Annotated in this window: 17 protein-coding genes; 9 read left to right on the forward strand and 8 right to left on the reverse strand. The window is 72.7% G+C overall.

The features are described from left to right. Window positions 1-275: hypothetical protein (locus ACZ7KX_RS41790; protein WP_470331186.1), on the reverse strand; the 275-nt coding region annotated here is incomplete at its 3' end. A gap of 37 nt (window positions 276-312) precedes the next feature. Here ACZ7KX_RS41790 and ACZ7KX_RS41795 point away from each other — a divergent pair. Next, entirely contained in the window at window positions 313-438 is a 126-nt protein-coding gene (locus ACZ7KX_RS41795) for a hypothetical protein (RefSeq protein WP_470331187.1), read from the forward strand. A 393-nt stretch (window positions 439-831) separates the two neighbouring features. Here the strand turns inward: ACZ7KX_RS41795 and ACZ7KX_RS41800 are convergent, their stop codons facing one another. The 3 genes from ACZ7KX_RS41800 to ACZ7KX_RS41810 all read right to left on the reverse strand — a co-directional run bounded on the left by ACZ7KX_RS41800 (window position 832) and on the right by ACZ7KX_RS41810 (window position 3,029). After that, window positions 832-1,188 (reverse strand): hypothetical protein, encoded by a 357-nt coding sequence (locus ACZ7KX_RS41800; protein WP_470331188.1) that lies wholly within the window; start codon window positions 1,186-1,188, stop codon window positions 832-834. Between the two features lie 53 nt (window positions 1,189-1,241). Next, on the reverse strand, window positions 1,242-2,252 hold the full coding sequence (locus tag ACZ7KX_RS41805; protein ID WP_470331189.1) for a hypothetical protein: 1,011 nt from the start codon (window positions 2,250-2,252) through the stop codon (window positions 1,242-1,244). A gap of 75 nt (window positions 2,253-2,327) precedes the next feature. After that, window positions 2,328-3,029, reverse strand: coding sequence for a GntR family transcriptional regulator (locus ACZ7KX_RS41810; RefSeq protein ID WP_470331190.1), 702 nt, complete (start codon window positions 3,027-3,029; stop codon window positions 2,328-2,330). 295 nt (window positions 3,030-3,324) lie between these two features. On the opposite strand from ACZ7KX_RS41810, the gene ACZ7KX_RS41815 reads away from it, so the two are divergent. The 6 genes from ACZ7KX_RS41815 (at window position 3,325) to ACZ7KX_RS41840 (ending at window position 6,088) form a co-directional block, all read left to right on the forward strand. Continuing rightward, window positions 3,325-3,564 (forward strand): hypothetical protein, encoded by a 240-nt coding sequence (locus ACZ7KX_RS41815; RefSeq protein WP_470331191.1) that lies wholly within the window; start codon window positions 3,325-3,327, stop codon window positions 3,562-3,564. Then, the gene (locus tag ACZ7KX_RS41820) at window positions 3,564-3,737 is read left to right on the forward strand and encodes a hypothetical protein (RefSeq protein ID WP_470331192.1); all 174 of its coding nucleotides are present in this window, start codon (window positions 3,564-3,566) and stop codon (window positions 3,735-3,737) included. Before ACZ7KX_RS41815 ends, ACZ7KX_RS41820 begins: the two co-directional genes overlap by 1 nt. Window positions 3,738-3,887: 150 nt before the next feature. Beyond that, entirely contained in the window at window positions 3,888-4,580 is a 693-nt protein-coding gene (locus ACZ7KX_RS41825) for a hypothetical protein (RefSeq protein WP_470331193.1), read from the forward strand. 20 nt (window positions 4,581-4,600) lie between these two features. Continuing rightward, window positions 4,601-5,008, forward strand: a complete 408-nt coding sequence (locus ACZ7KX_RS41830; RefSeq protein ID WP_470331194.1) for a hypothetical protein — start codon at window positions 4,601-4,603, stop codon at window positions 5,006-5,008. After that, entirely contained in the window at window positions 5,008-5,892 is an 885-nt protein-coding gene (locus ACZ7KX_RS41835) for a hypothetical protein (RefSeq protein WP_470331195.1), read from the forward strand. Before ACZ7KX_RS41830 ends, ACZ7KX_RS41835 begins: the two co-directional genes overlap by 1 nt. Before the next feature lie 25 nt (window positions 5,893-5,917). Further along, on the forward strand, window positions 5,918-6,088 hold the full coding sequence (locus ACZ7KX_RS41840) for a hypothetical protein (protein WP_470331196.1): 171 nt from the start codon (window positions 5,918-5,920) through the stop codon (window positions 6,086-6,088). Between the two features lie 804 nt (window positions 6,089-6,892). Here ACZ7KX_RS41840 and ACZ7KX_RS41845 read toward each other — a convergent pair. From ACZ7KX_RS41845 to ACZ7KX_RS41855, 3 genes are all read right to left on the reverse strand, one after another. Continuing rightward, window positions 6,893-8,032 carry a hypothetical protein gene (locus ACZ7KX_RS41845; protein WP_470331197.1) on the reverse strand — a complete coding sequence of 380 codons (1,140 nt, stop codon included), beginning with the start codon at window positions 8,030-8,032 and terminating at the stop codon, window positions 6,893-6,895. Next, complete coding sequence (locus ACZ7KX_RS41850; RefSeq protein WP_470331198.1) at window positions 8,029-8,658, reverse strand: ParA family protein; 630 nt, start codon at window positions 8,656-8,658, stop codon at window positions 8,029-8,031. The genes ACZ7KX_RS41845 and ACZ7KX_RS41850 overlap by 4 nt, the downstream gene beginning before the upstream one ends. Window positions 8,659-8,849: 191 nt before the next feature. Then, window positions 8,850-9,236 (reverse strand): hypothetical protein, encoded by a 387-nt coding sequence (locus tag ACZ7KX_RS41855; protein WP_470331199.1) that lies wholly within the window; start codon window positions 9,234-9,236, stop codon window positions 8,850-8,852. A 286-nt stretch (window positions 9,237-9,522) separates the two neighbouring features. Here ACZ7KX_RS41855 and mobF point away from each other — a divergent pair, with 286 nt between their 5' ends. Beyond that, window positions 9,523-13,635 (forward strand): MobF family relaxase, encoded by a 4,113-nt coding sequence (gene mobF / locus ACZ7KX_RS41860; RefSeq protein WP_470331200.1) that lies wholly within the window; start codon window positions 9,523-9,525, stop codon window positions 13,633-13,635. A 290-nt stretch (window positions 13,636-13,925) separates the two neighbouring features. Here the strand turns inward: mobF and ACZ7KX_RS41865 are convergent, their stop codons facing one another. Continuing rightward, window positions 13,926-14,888: a hypothetical protein gene (locus ACZ7KX_RS41865; RefSeq protein WP_470331201.1), complete on the reverse strand. Its 963-nt coding sequence runs from the start codon at window positions 14,886-14,888 to the stop codon at window positions 13,926-13,928. Between the two features lie 137 nt (window positions 14,889-15,025). Between ACZ7KX_RS41865 and ACZ7KX_RS41870 the strand changes: the two genes are divergently transcribed. Further along, window positions 15,026-15,337: a helix-turn-helix domain-containing protein gene (locus tag ACZ7KX_RS41870; protein WP_470331202.1), complete on the forward strand. Its 312-nt coding sequence runs from the start codon at window positions 15,026-15,028 to the stop codon at window positions 15,335-15,337. Window positions 15,338-15,467 lie beyond the last annotated feature (130 nt).

Consider the following 15,467-nt stretch of genomic DNA (forward strand, 5'->3'; position numbering starts at 1 on the left):
TTGGCCTGGGAGTCGTGCGAGCCGATCCGGACGGCGCCGGGGCTGACGTACAGGGTCCACTCGATCGACTGGCCGCCGTCCCAGTGCGCGGCGGCGGCGCGCTGCGGGGACATGAACGGCGAGCGGTCACGGGCGGCCTCCCACTCGTCCGGGTCGAGCTCCGGGCCGAAGTGGTCGCGGACGTGCCCGATCAGCTCAGCACCGGGGAACCCGCGCCCCCGCCGGACCTTCCGCCCCTTGACCTGCGGTTTTCCGTCCGCCGGGGCTGTCGGCACCGTCGGGCGGCCGGTCGCGGCGAAAAGTCGGGAAGAGATGGCCGATGTGACAAGCCCCAAGGCCGAGGCGCCGTTGGTGGCGGGGGAGGTGCCCGGGGTGAAGGCCGGCGGGACGTCGAAGAGCGCGGTGGTGGTGAAGGTGCCACCGGCACCGAAAGTCTGATGATCCGACAAATGCGACATTCCCGGCGTACGGGCGCGCGAAAAGTCACCGCTCGGCCGGGGCTCGACCGCCGTTGCGGCGGGAGCGTCACCCGGGGCGGTGACTGTCGGAGTCGTTGTTGCGCGGATGCCAGGAGCACCCGGTACCATCGGGTCCAAGTGGTCAGGTTTCTGTGTTATCGCGGCCAGCGAATCTTTTAGGGCCTGATCACCTAGAGAGGCCGGGTGGTGGAACACCCGGTCTTTCGCGTTTTCAGGTCTATTGACGACCGATCATGCCCTATCTGGGCGTTCGGTGTGGCGTACGGCGCGAAAGTGCCGCATGTGATCTGGAAGACCGGTCAGGGCCCGTCCCCCGCTTTGGGGGCGGGCCCTGTGGCGTTCTGGTTGCTGATCAGGCCTTGTAGGCCAGCGGACTCGTGGCGGAGTGAGCACGGCTCAGCGCCGTGACGAGCTGGTCCGCAGCAGCGCGGGCGGCGTCGAGCGCGCTGCGGGCGTCGTCCAGGTCGCGGTTGGCGTCGCCTCGGTCGCTGGTGACGTGTCCGTCGGTGGCGAGTTTGGCGAGCAGCGACCAGACCTGTCCGAGCGCCTGGTCCAGGCCGCCAGCCATCCGGTCGAGTCCGCCGATCACGTCGTAGGCGTGGCTGGGGAACTCCCAGTCGTCCCGGCCGGTGGCGAGGGTGGCGTGGTTGAGCGCGCGGATCGCCTCGGCGGCCTGGTCAGCGAGCTTGGCGGGGCTGGTCTCGGTCATGGTGTTCATCCTTCCGAGTAAGTACGACAGTTCGTGCCGGTTCGCGCGTTCTGCTACGGGTTGGTGCCCAGGGAGTTCCAGGTCTCGCGGAGCTTGGCGTCGGAGGCGGTGAAGCCCTCCGCCCGGAAGGCGGCGAAGGCGGTGCGGCCGGTCATCGGCGGGTTGGTCGAGTAGCGCAGCCAGCGCAGGACGGCGGCGACCTGGTCGTCGGTCATGGTGTCGCCGGGAGTCGGGACAGGGATTCCGGCGACCGAGCAGACGTCGGCGAGGGTGGCCGCCGCAGTGTGCGGCGCGGGTGCGGCGGGCTGCGGCGCGGGTGCGGCCACGGCCAGGGCCGCAGGGGCGCTGACCTGCGCGGCGGCCTGCGGCGTGGGTGCGGCGGGGTGCGGCGCGGGTGCGGCGGCGTACAGGGTGAACATGCCGGACAGCGCGTCGTCGGCGGCGATGGTGAGGCGCTCGCGCTGCACCTCGGCCAGGTCCTCGCCGAGCGCCAGGTCACCTTCGCCGACCCGTGCGGCGAGCCGCCACGCGGCGCGCTCCGAGCGGGCGCGGGTCTTCTCGTCGGGGTGGCCGGCGGCGCGGGCGCGGTGGTAGGCCAGGCGCCGGGTGGCGTCGGCGGCGCGGCGCTGGGCCTCGGCGTCCACGCCGCTGCGGTGAACCACGATCGAGCGGGCCAGCAGGCCGGACAACTCGGCGGCGGCGGTCATGGCCATGGGGGAGATGGCGTAGGCGGCGGCGTCGGCCAGCGTGGGGGCGATGATCACCCCGGCGACCGAGGCGCCGGCGGGCACTGCGACCAGGGCCCAGCGGAGCGCGGCCGGGTAGGGGCGCTGGATGAGGGTCAGGCCGAGCATGGCGACGCCGAGCACCAGGACGACGCCCTCGCCGCCGGCGACGAGCGACAGAGCACGGCCGGAGTCGTGGAACGCCGCCTTGGCGTTGCTGTAGGTGCCGTACGCCCCGGCCGCGCCGACGGCGGCGCAGATCAGGAACAGGGCGGCGAACAGGAGACCGGTCGGCCAGCCGATGGCGCGCGGCCGGGCATACTTCGTGGTGTGGGACACGGGTACCTCCGTGGATCACTAGGTGGTGGGCCGGTCCCGGGGGTCATCCGGGTCCGGCCCTTCTGCATGCCGGGGCTACAGCGCGGTCGAGTACCGCAGCACGGTCGCGGTGATCTTGACTCCGACCTCGACCGTCCGGGAGTCCGCCAGCCAAACCGTGCGCACGATCTGGTTCACGATCACCTGACCGGAGAGGCCCAGTGCCTCGGCCTCCGGCACCGTCGCCAGCCGCGGGCTGATCTCCTCCAGCACCTGGGCCTGCGGGACGCCCAGGCGCTCGGCGGCCAGCTCCCGGCTCGCGCCCGTTGAGACGGGCTGAGTCAGTTCGGGAACCGCCTCGATGACGTACGCCGGGTAGTACGACGAGGAGTAGTGCACGGGCACACCCCCACGGCTGACGACGCGCCGACGAACGTGCACCGGAGTGCCGGGTTCGACACCGAGGCGATGCGCCACGGTCTCGTCCGCCGGCACCGTGCCGACCTCCACGATTCGGCTGGTCTCCCCCTCTGCAAGGGCACGACCAGTGGCCGCGTGGGCTGCGACCCGGGCAGCGATGTTGCCGCTGCCGAGCGGCGCGACAACCGTCCCACCACCCGTGGTCGCGGTGGTCAACCCCTCGGCACGCAGCTTGGCGTAGGCCCTGCTCGCGGTCTGTTGCGCTACCCCGAACTCCTGCATCACCTCCCGGAGAGGCGGGAGCCGGTCGCCCGGCGACAACCCACCCGATTCGATCAACTTGCGGAAATGCCCGGCGATTTCGGCGTATCCGGCCACGGCAGTCCCTCCTCCTCATGCGAGCACCTGTTCAGCCCGCTCTACCCAGAACGGTAGAACACGAAGGCGTGCTCTACCAAGGGGGTAGTGCAAATCGGCGTTTTGGTCTACCTTCAGTGATGCAAGAAGCCCCGACCGGAAGCGACCCGGCCGGGGCTCAGGCCAACCCCTGCATGAAGGGACCAGCCATGTCCGACGCTACCCCGAAGATCCCCCCGATCACCCCCGCTGACCTGGCCAAGGCCGGGTCCGCTGCGGCCCGCCTCCTGCGCGGCCTGCTGGGCGGTGGGTCGAAGTGAGCGACCGCACCGTGCCGATCATCGGCATCATCCGCCCGACCACCAGCACGTCCTACACCGCCACCGAGCCGATCACCGCCCAGCAGCTCACCGAGCTGATCCGCTCCGAGTGGTGCATGTCGGTGAGGGCGTCCGACGGCCCGAACAGCCCGGCCGGGTGCGTGACCTACTACGCGCTGCTGGAGATCGAGGGCGACGTCCTGGTCGTCACCGGCACCGCTGAGGGGGAGCGCTGATGTTCCGCCGCAGCGAGAGCAAGCCCAGCACCCGCACCGAGACGCCCGACCACCAGGCCGCCGACGGCCGTGTGTGGACCGGCAGCGACTACGACGAGGCCCGCGCCAACGGCCGCCAGGTCTTCGCCCCCCGCACCACCCACAGCAACAACCAGCTCGGCCAGAGCTCCTGACCGCACGCCCACCCCAGGGCCCGGCTCCGGCCGGGCCCGCTCCCAGAAGGGCCCGCACGTGATCGGCAACATCATCTGCCTCGCGTTCATCCTGGTGGACGCCGCGCTCGCCGCCTACTGCTCCTGGCTGTTCATCCGGGGGTACCACCGGTGACCACGCCCCCGCCTCCGCCCCCGAACTACGCGCCGACCGCCGGCCTTTCCACGACCTGGTGGTCCCAGACCGCAGCCGCCGTCTGGACCCCGGAGAACCTCGCCGCGGCCGACCGGGCGCAGCAGCGCACCGTCGAGGCGCTCGACCGGCTCAGCCTGACCATCACCGAGACCCCGGAGGAGCGGCGTCAGCGCCTGGACGCCGAGGAGGACGCCGGGATCGACGCGGCCCGGATCGCCGCCGGTCAGGAACCGGAGACTCCCCGCGAACGCGCGCAGCGCCACAAGCAGCGGGACCGCGCGCGCCAGCGCCGGGCCGAACGCTACGCGTCGATGCTGCACAAGGTCGGCTCCGACGAGCGGGTGCGCCGCTTCCGGCGCTGGTGCGTCCTCACCGCCCTGTCGGCCAGCGCCGGTTACTCCGTCGGCCTGGTCCAGTGGGCCGACGCCCAGGGGATCGGCGCGTACGTCGTGCTGGCCGGCGGGTGGGCGCTCGACCTGTGGATGCGGCGCGACGCCAACGGCCACCTGACCCGGGTGTCCGAGGTCCGCGGCAAGGCCCGCGTGCCCGCTCTGATCCTCGTCCGCGTCCCCGTCGCCTCCGGCCTCGCCGCCGCGTGCAAGCTCGCGCCCCTGCTCGCCCTGACCGGCCCCCTGTTCAACCACCTGATCAACAGCATCTTCAGCTGACACCGAAGGAGTTCACCACCATGTTCGGAGCCATCGGGTCCGGCGGCATGATCCTGCTGATCATCGTCGCGCTGTTCATCTACAAGAAGGGCGGCGGCAAGCTCCAGCCGGTCAAGGACCACCACGTCATCTACTGGGGCGCCGCGCTCGGCCTGCTCGCCGCCAGCGCCGGGACCGCCCTGGCCCAGATCGGCACCGTGTCGACCAGCATCAGCGACTCGCTGAACGCGCAGTCCGGCACCGTCGGCCCGGTCGGCGCGGGCGCGGTCGCGCTGATCCTGATCCTGATCGGGTTCGGCACCAAGCCCGCGATGACCAAGGACCTGATCGTCGGCGTCGCGCTGCCCGGCGCGCTGTCGACCGCCGGGGGACTGCTGGCCGTCCCGGTGACCGTCCTCGCCTCCGTGCTGCACGGGTTCGGTGCCTGATGCGCGAGCTGTTCGAGGGCGTCAACCTGGCCACGTTCGCCGCCGGGAACCGCCGGATCATCAAGGCAGTCAAGGCCCGCACCACCACCCCAGAGCCGGAGCCGTGCAAGCACCCTGACCACAAGAAGAACCCGAGCCACGCCGAGCACTGCCCGAGCCACCCGGCTCCGAAGCAGGAGGCCGCTCCGGCCGAGGGCACCGAGCACCCGTTCGTCACGTGGTCGAAGCGCGCCGGCGGAACGGTCGCCGCGCTCGTGCTGCTCTGGCCGATCGTGGGGAAGTGGGTGCCGACCGTGGTCGGCGGGAGCCTCGCCCTGTGGGTGATCGCCGCGCTGATCGCGGGTCAGGCCGACCCCAACGCCGAGCCCGCTACCGAGGGTGCAGCCGACGGCGACGACCAGGCCGACGAGGACTCCGCCGAGGACGACGACGACCAGGCCGAGGAGGAGCTTGAGGACGAGCCCGATCAGGCCCCAGCTGCGGCCCTCCCGACCCCCGCCGATGCCCGCCTCGCGGTGGCCGTTCTGGGGGCCTCCGGCACCCACGTTGCCCTCACCGCCGTGACCGCCCATCTGGCCGCCCAGCACCCCCTCTGGAAGAGGTCCGGGAAGGCCGTCCGCGCGCTCCTGCGAGAGGCCCGCGTGGAGGTCCGAGGAGGGGTGCGGGTGGAGGGCGTCAGCGTGCCCGGCATCCACCACGACGACGTGCCTCCGCTCCCCTCCCCTTCTGAGGCCGCCCCTGGTGGCGTTGTTGTCGCAGGTCAGAGCAACAACAACAACGCCAACAACGCCGAAGAGTGGTCCGGCCGAGAGGGGTTCGTCATGCGCGCCGACCCCGACAACCCCGCCCGGACGATCATCGTCAGCCGCACGAACGCCGCCTGATCCACCGACCCGAGAGGCACCTGCCATGACCACCGACCGCTGGCCCGACAAGGTCATCCCGGAGTTCACCATGGAGGAGCTGTGCGCCGCGATCGAGCGGCACCAGGACGACCCCAACCCCGTGACCCAGGGCCTCGTCCGCAGTTGCTGGCGCGAGTGGGAACGCCGCCACGGACTCTCCGACGATCAAGCCTGACCCACTTCCCCTCGCCTCACCGGAGCCCCCGTCAGCATTCGCTGGCGGGGGCTCGGTCATGCCCGGACCCTGCCGCCGGAGGGTGCTCCGGCTCGCGTCACCGATCTTGTCTCCGACGGGCCACCTCCAAGGGGATCGGCTCCGGTGATCTTGGTGTCTGACTGTGGGTGGGTGGTGCGGGCCGTTGCGCGGGTGATCCCTCGGTGGACGCCTCCGAACCCTGCCACCCCCAACCGGGGCCGCCCGGCAAACCCGCCGAAGACTTTCGCCGCCTCCGCTTCGCTCCACCGTCGAAACTCCCCGGCGGGTCGACCGCCTTGACGGCGGCCGATCCGGACGACCCCGGCCGGGCGCGGCCACCACCGCGAGCCGCCCACCGAGGGATCACCCGCAGCCCCGACCCTTGGGTCAAGGACGATGGCGAGCCGAGCGCACGAAGGCCGGCCCCGGCCTGGGTGACCCGCCGCACCGGCCCACCGTTCGACTTCCCCGGCACCGCGGCCCGCCGAAGGACGCCACAGGGAAGAAGTCGGCGCCTCCGAGCCGGTACCGGGCACCCCTTGTCCAGCAGGTCACACCCCTTGTCCAGGCGCGCGGCGCAGGCCTTCACAGACAAGTCCGTAGACCACTCCGCAGACCACTCGGTAGGCCACTCCGCAGACCAGTCCGTAGACCATTCCGTAGGCACCCGGCCGTCTTGGCGGGCAATCTCGCAAGATAAGGCGCCGGGCGAGGCCTCCCCGGCGGGGAACGGCGAAGCCCGGCACCAGGTGGTGCCGGGCCGGGGTGTGACGCCGGATCAGGTCAGCCGTTCCAGCGGCCGGGCGGGCTGGAGTCGGCGGGCAGGTGTTCCTCGCAGAAGTGAACGGTGGTCACCGTCGCGGTCTTGCCGGTCTGGTGGTTGGTGATCCGCCACACCGGCACCTCCTCGCACGGCTCCTGTCCGGCCTCCTGGTGGTCCAGGATCGTGGAGCACCGGATCTCCGGCTCGCCCTTGGCCGCCTTGTGCCCCTTGGGCTTCTCCTCCGCGATCCGGATGTACCCGCGCGGCTGGTCCTTCGGCGTCCACGTCCACCGCCGGGCCGTGCCGATCTTCTCCGCCGACTCGGCCTCGATCCGCTGGGCCACCGCCACCAGGGCATCCGGCTCCTCCAAGGCCAGCTCCACGATCCGGGCGACCACCGCGTCCCGCGAGAGCGTCATCCCGAGGCCGGCCGACAGCTGGCTCGTCCAGTCGTCCAGCTCGGCGGTCAGCTTCTCCGGCACCGCCAGGCGCAGCGGGCCCGCCTTCTTCGCCGACTTCCCCTTCCCGTTCCCGTCACCCGAGGTCTCCCTAATTAGGGAGGTCACGGTCTTGTAGGCCAGCGCGGTGACCGCCTGCTCGCGCTCGGGCCCCTCAGCCGGCAGGTTCTTCGCCTTGTCGAACTCGGCGACCGCCGCGTCCAGCATGGAGGCCGTGACCTTCCCTCCCTGGTCGGATTCCTTCACCGCCGCTTGGGCGCCGGCGAACAGAGCGACCGCGGTCAGCTCCCCGTACTCCTGGTCCGCCTTGACGACCGGGAGCAGGCTGGTGACGTGGCTTCCGGTCACACCCCGGCCGCCCGTGTTCGGCGCGAGCAGTGCGGCCAGCCGGTAGCCCTCCATCAGCCGGTAGGCCGGGGACGGCTTGAGCCCCCACCGGTCCCACAGGTACGCGGGGAAGTCCGGGTGGGTGGCGCGGTGAAGGTGGCCCTTGGCGATGACCGCCAGCGCCTGCCCGGCCGCCCAGCCGGACGCCTGGAACGCGTCGAGCGCCGCTTCCGCGGCTGCCAGGTTCGTACGCTCCATCGCCGACAGGTCTCCGGTCCCCTCCACCACCTCATCGAGGTCGGGCAGGTCCTGGACCAGCGAGACGCGCGAGCGGTCCGACCGGTCGGTGTCGCGGCGGGCTGCGGCTGCGGTCACGGGGTGACTCCGATCTTCATGTTCCTGATCTCGGTCAGGACGCGGTCGTAGTGGGTCATCCGGGCGCGGATCGGCTTGCCCCACGCCTTGTGGTACTTGCGGTGCGCGGGGATCTCCGTGGCCAGCACGGTGAAGCCCGCCTTCACCAGGTCGTCCCGCACCTCCTGGTTGTACTTCGGGTCCTTCGGGTCGGCCCGGTTCATCGACACCACCGTCGGCAGCGGCCGGCCCAGGTCCCGCCGGGCGTCCTCCAGGAACCGGTACGTGTCGACCGTGCGGGGCAGCTCGAACGAGCTGGTACTAGTCGGCACGATCACCACGTCCGCCAGCTGCAGCACGGACAGCACGATGTCCGCGTGGTCTTCCGCCTGCGGGCAGTCGACCACAACGTCGTGCCCGGCCGGGACCAACTCGGGGATCAGGATGTGCGCCTGCGGCCGGGCGGCCCGGTGCACAGCGAACGGGAACGGGGCGAGCTCGTGCCAGTCGGCGACGGCCCGGGAGCGGTCGGCGTCGACCAGGACGACGGGCGGGTCGCCGGGTCTCTCGTGGATCGCGCTGGCCAGCCACCCGGCGGTGGTCGACTTCCCACTCCCCGGCTTGTAGTTCACGAGGGCAATCAGCATGAGGCCCAAGGTAGTGACACGGTCACCAATCCCGGCACCACACGCCGCACCCCTGATACCGTGCGGGTGCAATCAGCATGAACGGCCCCCGGGTGACTCCCGGGGGCCGTTCGCATTGCGGGGCAGTCGGGCGGTGGCGGGTAATCTCGCAAGATTGGCCGCCAAGGCCGAGGCCTTCCCCGGCCCGGTCGTCACCGGGGGGACGAGGCGGTGGTGGGCGCCGCGGACACGAAGGGGTTCGTCCACGTCCACGTGGGCGACGGCGCGGGCACCGGCGCGAACGCCGGCGGCAGGTCGTGGATGAACAGTCCGACGCGCACCACGACGACGACCAGGACGAGCGCGACGACGCGGCCGGGCCAGGTGCCGAGCAGCCAGCGCGCGACGGACAGCGGACTCAGCGGTGCAGGCGTAGGGCGCGGCGGGCGCTGCGGGGTGGTGTCCCTGATCCACTCGCTGATCGGCACACGGCCGTGGTGGACCTTGAGGCGGTGGCTGGTCCGCTCGGCCACCGCCTCCCCCTCGCTGCCGTGGTGACTGACGGTCCGGCACACCCCGCACCCGTAGACATAGCTCACTGCGCCCTCCCCGATCTCCTCCGGGCACCGTACCCGCCCGCCACCGGCCACCAGCAGCCATCACCAACAACCGACCGACACCACCAGCAACACCACGAAACCCAGCAACCAACTCACCACCACAGCAACCGACATACAGCACAAACCAACCCAAAAAAACCAGCCACAACGACCAGCACACACCTACTACCAAGCTACCTACAGCACTCCAGGTATCTTCGATACGGGATCATGGTCCGCTGGGCGGACAAACGGCGCGAAGGGGGTGGATCGGTCAGTGGGGTGGGTGACGCCGATCCGGGCTCCCGAACAGGTCGACTACCGGCTCTCCCGCGACTGCGGGTGCGACGTCGAGCACGACGCCCAGGTCGAGTACCGGCTCGCCTCCGAGCGCGATCTGCGGTGGATCGGCAGCGGCCTCGGAGAGCTCGAACTGACCGCCGGCGGACCGGTCGACGCGGACGCGGCGAAGGCGTTGATGGACGGCCGCGACTGGCGCACCGGCGAGCAGCTGGTGAAGCGCAAGCAGGTGCTCGACCCGCGCGGGAAGGTGCCCGCCCGGGTCGTGGTCGACGCCGTGACGGCGCTCGCCGAGGCCGACGGGATCAGCGCGGCGGAGTACCTGGGCGGGCCGCTCGGGGAGCGTCTGGCGCGCGCCGAGCGAGGCCTGCGGCGCGAGGGAGATCGGCACCTGCTGCCGCTGGCCGACGCCGAGCGGATTGCCGCCGCGGCGGGCCTGGACGTCGAGGAGCTGTACGGCGCGGACGTCGTTGCGGAGGCGCGGCCGTGGACCGGTCGGCACGTCGACGTCGGCCTGCGTGGCGTGGACCTGGTGCTCGATCTGCCGAAGTCGCTCTCCACCGCGTGGGCGCTCGCGGACGACGAGCTGGCGGCCGAGCTGGAGGAGGAGTGGCTCGCGTCGGTCGGCGACTCGGTGGCCGCGCTGGAGCAGTGGACCGCGTACGGGATGGCCGGTCACCACGGGTCCGGCCAGCAGGCCGAGCGGGTGGCCACGTCCGGGTTCCTGGGGTGGACGACGCTGCACCGCAGCGCGCGGCCGGTGGACGGCGCGGTCGGTGACCCGCACCTGCACGTCCACGTGAACCTGGCGCACATGGCCCGGGGCGAGGACGGGAAGTGGCGCACGATCGCCGCCGGGGCCGAGGACCTGCTGCGGCACGCGCGGCTGGTCAACGAGCTGGCCGAGGCGCGCTTTCGCCAGCGCCTGATCGAGCGGCACGGCGCGCGGTTCGAGCGCTCCGAGTCCACCGGCGCGTGGGAGCTGGCCGGGGTGCCGGAGCAGCTGCGCGAGGTGTTCTCTCGTCGGCACCGCCAGGTCGTCGGCGACGTCGGCGACGGCGCGACCCGCGACCAGCAGAAGGCCGCCGCGCGGCGCACCGCCGAGGCGAAGACCGAGCAGGCCGGGACCGAGCGCGACAGCTGGCGCGTGCAGGCGGTCGCCGCGATGGCCGGCGAACTGGACCCGCGGCTGAACGAGGAGCAGCGCGCCGCCGTGCTCGCCGAGGCGGGGCGTGCGGTGGACGCGATGGTGGCCGCCGCGCTGCCCGGCCCGGGTGGTCCCGGGACGTCCGCCGGCGGTCGCCCGGTCGGCCCGGTGCTGCCGACGCCGGAGCAGATCGCCTCCCGAATTTGGGAGGGAGAGCACGGCCTGGTGGCGTCGAGGAAGAGCGTTGGGCACACGCACGTGCTCGCGGCCGTGGTGCAGGAACTGCCCTACCTGGACTCCGTCGAGCAGCTGGCCGAGCTCGCGGACCAGGTCCTCGCCGTCGACGGGCACGCGGTCCGGCTGACCGACTCCAACCGGCACCACCAGGTGCACCGCCAGCGCTACACCCACACGTCCGTGGTCGAGGCGGAGACCACGATCATCTCCACCACCGCCACCGGCTACGGCCGCGGCCTGGCCCAGCTCACCGCCGAGGCGGCCGAGCTGACGATCGCCACCACCGAGCTGGCGAAGTCGGCCGAGGGCCGGGAGTTCCGGTTCTCCGAGCAGCAGCGCGCGGTGATCCTGCGGTTGCTGACCGCCGGTCACGGAGCGGACGCGGTGATCGGCGTCGCCGGGGCGGGCAAGACGACGCTGATGGCCGCCGCGCGGACCGGGTGGGAGGCCGCCGGCCTTTCCGTAGTCGGCGCCAGCACGGCGGCGGTCGCCGCGGCGAACCTGACCGCCGAGGCCGGGATCGACTCGCGCACCATCGCCGCCTGGACCCGCGACATCACCGGCGGCCGGGGCCTCGCGGGCGTCGGCGTGCTGGTCATCGACGAGGCCGCCATGGTCGATGACCGGGCGCTGGCCGCGCTGCTGCGGCACGCGGCCGAGACCGGCACGAAGGTCGTCGCGGTCGGCGACCCCATGCAGTTGAAGGCGGTCGGGGTCGGCGGCGGCTTCGCCCGGGTGCACCAGATGGTGGACGGCCTCTCGCTGACCGAGAACCGGCGCCAGGTCGACCAGGTCGAGCGGGCCGCGCTGGCGACGTGGCGCGACGGCGGGCGCACCAGCGCGCTGGCCATGCTCGCCGGGCACGGCCGGGTGCAGGCCACCGACACCACCGAGGAGGCCCATGCCTCCATGCTCCGGTCGTGGGACGCGGCCCGCAGCTGGTGGACCGGCGACCCGCACGGCCAGGTCGCCGACCTGCTGCTGCTGGCCGCCCGCCGGGCCGACGTCGCCGAGCTCAACGCGGGGGCGCGGGCGCTGCGGGTCGAGGCCGGCGAACTCGACGGCGGCCACCGGTTCCGCACGGCCGACGGCCTGGTGGAGTTCGCCGCCGGGGACCTGGTCCACGTCCGCCGCAACGACTACCGCTCCCGCCGCAGCGCGGACCAGGTCGACGTGCTGAACGGGTTCCGCGGCGTCGCGCTGGAGACCGACGAGCGGCGCGGCGTGCTGGTCGAGTGGCGTCGCCCGGACGGCTCCGGCGGGCACCGCACCGACCAGGCGTGGATGAGCCCCAGGGACGTCGCCGAGGGCCGCCTGACCCACGGCTACGCGATGACGATCGGCTCCGCGCAGGGCCTGACCTCCGAGGTGACGATCGCCTCCGGGCACGGCGCGGACGCCCACAGCCTCTACCCGGCGCTGTCCCGGGCCCGGCAGCAGACCCACCTGGTGCTGCCGTTGGCGGAACTCGAGGACGACACCACCCGGATCACGCTCGGGCCCGCGCGCACCGACGCCGAGCGGCTGGACCGGGCGGTCGCCGCGTACGGTCGCCAACTCGAAGGCGACCAGGGCGACGTGATGGTGCTGGACGAGCTGACCGAGCAGCGGCACCAGGCCGTGCCCGAGCAACGGCCGGCCTTCCCCTCCCCCGCCCCGGCCGACGTCGCCGAGACGGTCCGCGCGGCCGAGGCGGCACAGGTCCCGGAGCAGCGCGAGCAGACCCCGGTGGAGCGGGCCGCCGAGATGGTCGAGCAGCTGCGGGCGGAGCTCCGTCTGCCGCCCGTCCCGGCCGCGCCGGTCGAGGCGCCCGCTCCGGCGGTGCCCGGGTGGCGGGAGCGCGAGTACGGCGGGGTGGCCGACCACGTGCTGCTGCCGCGCGCCGAGAAGGCCGAGGAGCAGGCGCAGCAGGCCCGCGCCGAGGCCCGCCAGCTCGACCTGCGCGCCGAGCGGCTGGCCTCGGTGCTGGGCACCGACGAGGCCCCCGGGGCGCGGCGGGTGGCGAAGGTGACGGGGCATCTGGACGCCGCCGAGCGGCTGCTCGGCCGGGCCGCCGTGCTCGACCAGGGCGCGGACGCCGCCTCCGGCCGCTCTGCCGAGCTGTACGCGCAGAACCGCGAGGAGATGCGCATCGAGGCGAAGGTGCGGGCGCGGGCCGGGCTCAAGCGGTCCGCGATCACCTTCCAGCGCAAGGGGATGCTGGAGGCCGCTGACCTGCTGCGCGAGCGTGTCAGCGAGCGCACAGGGCAGGCGGAGGCACTGTTCCGGGAGGCCGCCGAACTGCGGTCCGGCGCGCAGGAGCTGCGGGGCCAGGCGAAGGCCGAGGTGGACTCCGCCGTCGGCAGCGCGTACGGGCCGGTGCAGCCGCGGATCGACGCCGCGCGCGAGCGGCTGCCCAAGCTGGCCGCCGATCTCGACCGCAACGACCGGGCCGAGCACCAGCGCGCGGTGCGGGACGCCGCAGGGAAGCGGACCACCGCCGAGCAGTTGGCCGGGCGGGCGGTCGGCCTGCGAGAGGAGGCCGCGGTGCGCGAGCAGTTGCCGGTCGGCCGGCGGGCAACGGAGTCGGTCGAGCGGACCGCAGCGATCCACGCGGCGAACGAGCGGCGCGCGGCCGAGCAGGCCCGCGCGGCGGAACGGCAGCGGCAGTACGAGCAGTCGTACCGCTACGAGCCGCCCACCCAGGGACGGTCCGGCCCGAGCATCGGCCGCTGATCTTCCGCACCGCCCGCCGGAAGGGTGCCGTACGGAAGAAGTCGGCGCCCGCCGACCCCCTTGTCCGCACCCCTTGACCCGCAGGTCAGACCCCTTGTCCACGCGGCCGCCGACGGTCGGGCTGCAGAACCCGAAACGGCACCCGAAACGGCACCTGGAAGAGCACCCGAAACGGGACTTCGAAGAGAACTCCAAAGGGAACCCGCCCTCATGGCGGGCAATCTTGCAAGATTGATCGCCAACCCGGGGCCCCGGGTTTCAAGAATTCAAGATCCGCCGAGGCCCGGGGGTCAGGTCCGGTGTGCCTTCAACTGGCCGATGAGGTCGCCGACCTCGTCGGCGCGGGTGGCGCAGCGCTCGGCCTCGAAGCGGTAGTGGGCGGCCAGGGTGGTGAAGTACTGGACGTCCTTCCCGGCCTTCTCCGCGTCCTCGGCCTTGTTCTCGGCCTCCGCGATCTTCTGCTCGTCCCTGGCCTGCTCGGCTCGGCCGTCGGCCCAGGCGGCGTCCTTGCGGGCCTTCGCGGCGGCGTCGCGCAGCCGGATCTTCTCGCGGCGGGCCCGCTCGGGGGCCTCGGTCAGGGCGCGGTCGAGCGCGGCGCGCAGGATGTCGCCGGTGGTGACCACCTGGGCACGCAGCTCGGCCCGCCGGCCGAGCTCCTCCATGGTCGGGGTGGGGGTGAGGGCGGCGAGCATCCCGGCGAGCTGGGTGACCCCGCCGTGCTCGCGGATCGACTCGCGCATGATCACCTCGGGCCCGTCCCCCCACAGGTCGGCCCATGCCTGGAGTTCCTTCTCGATCTTCGCGTTGTGCCAGTGGCAGGCCCGTTGGAGCCGCTCGCCGACTTCGCGCGGCAGCCGGAGTCCGAGCCGGCCGAGGAACTTCGTCTCGCCCTCGTCGTGCCTGCCCTCGTAGCGGCCCGGGGCAGTGCCCCAGCGGCGGCCCGCGGCGAGCGCCCCGGTGGGGAGCGGCGGCCAGTCTCGGTCCCAGCCCCGAGCGGCGAGCTCGGCCCGGACGCCGGGCACGAGCAGCCAGTCGCGGCTCCCGGCGAGGTTGCCGGCCTCCCGCTCCTGCGCGAGCTTCTCCCGGGTCGCCCGGCGGGCCCGCGCCAGCTTCCCGCCGCGCAGGCCGATGTGCCCCTCGCGCTCCTGGGCGAGCCAGGCTCGCTCTTCGTCGGCCGCCATCTTGGCCACCAGGTCGAGCAGCCGCAGCCGCTCCTCCACCACCGCCACCGTGTACTGAACCGTCGGACTCATGCGGGCAATCATGCTAGATAGCGCGCCCGCCCTCACGCTTCTTGGCCGCGTCGATCACCCGGCGCGGGGCGACGACCTGCGGACGACCCCGGCTGTATGCGTAGACCGCATTGTCTATTCACTGGTTGAATACGGTCATGGGTACTGAGAAGAGGCTCGCCGAGACCATCCGACTGATCGCTGCGTGGACCGGCGAGAACCAGGTAGCCCTGGCCGCCGGCCTCGGCGTCAGCCAACCGTCCGTCAGCCGCGCGTTCCGGGGCACGGTGACGTGGCGGCTGTTCGACCTCGTGTGCTGGCACTGGGGCCTGACCCCGAGCGAGCTGCTGTCCGGCTTCGCGGCCCTGGAGATGAACAAGCGGCTGCCCTACCGGGTGCGCGACGCCGTGCAGCAGGGGCAGACACTCACCTCTGCCCGCCACCTCGAAAGCCCTCGCACCGCCCGTTGACCTCGGGTGATACGCCTCGCACTCGTGCGACGATCGGCGGTCAATCTTGCGAGATTACCCGCCAAGACCGACGCCCGGCCCGCCCCTCGCCAAAGGGGCGGGCCGGTCCCCTCCCCTACCGGTCAGCCGG

This window comes from Kitasatospora sp. NPDC038210 (genome assembly GCF_055600605.1).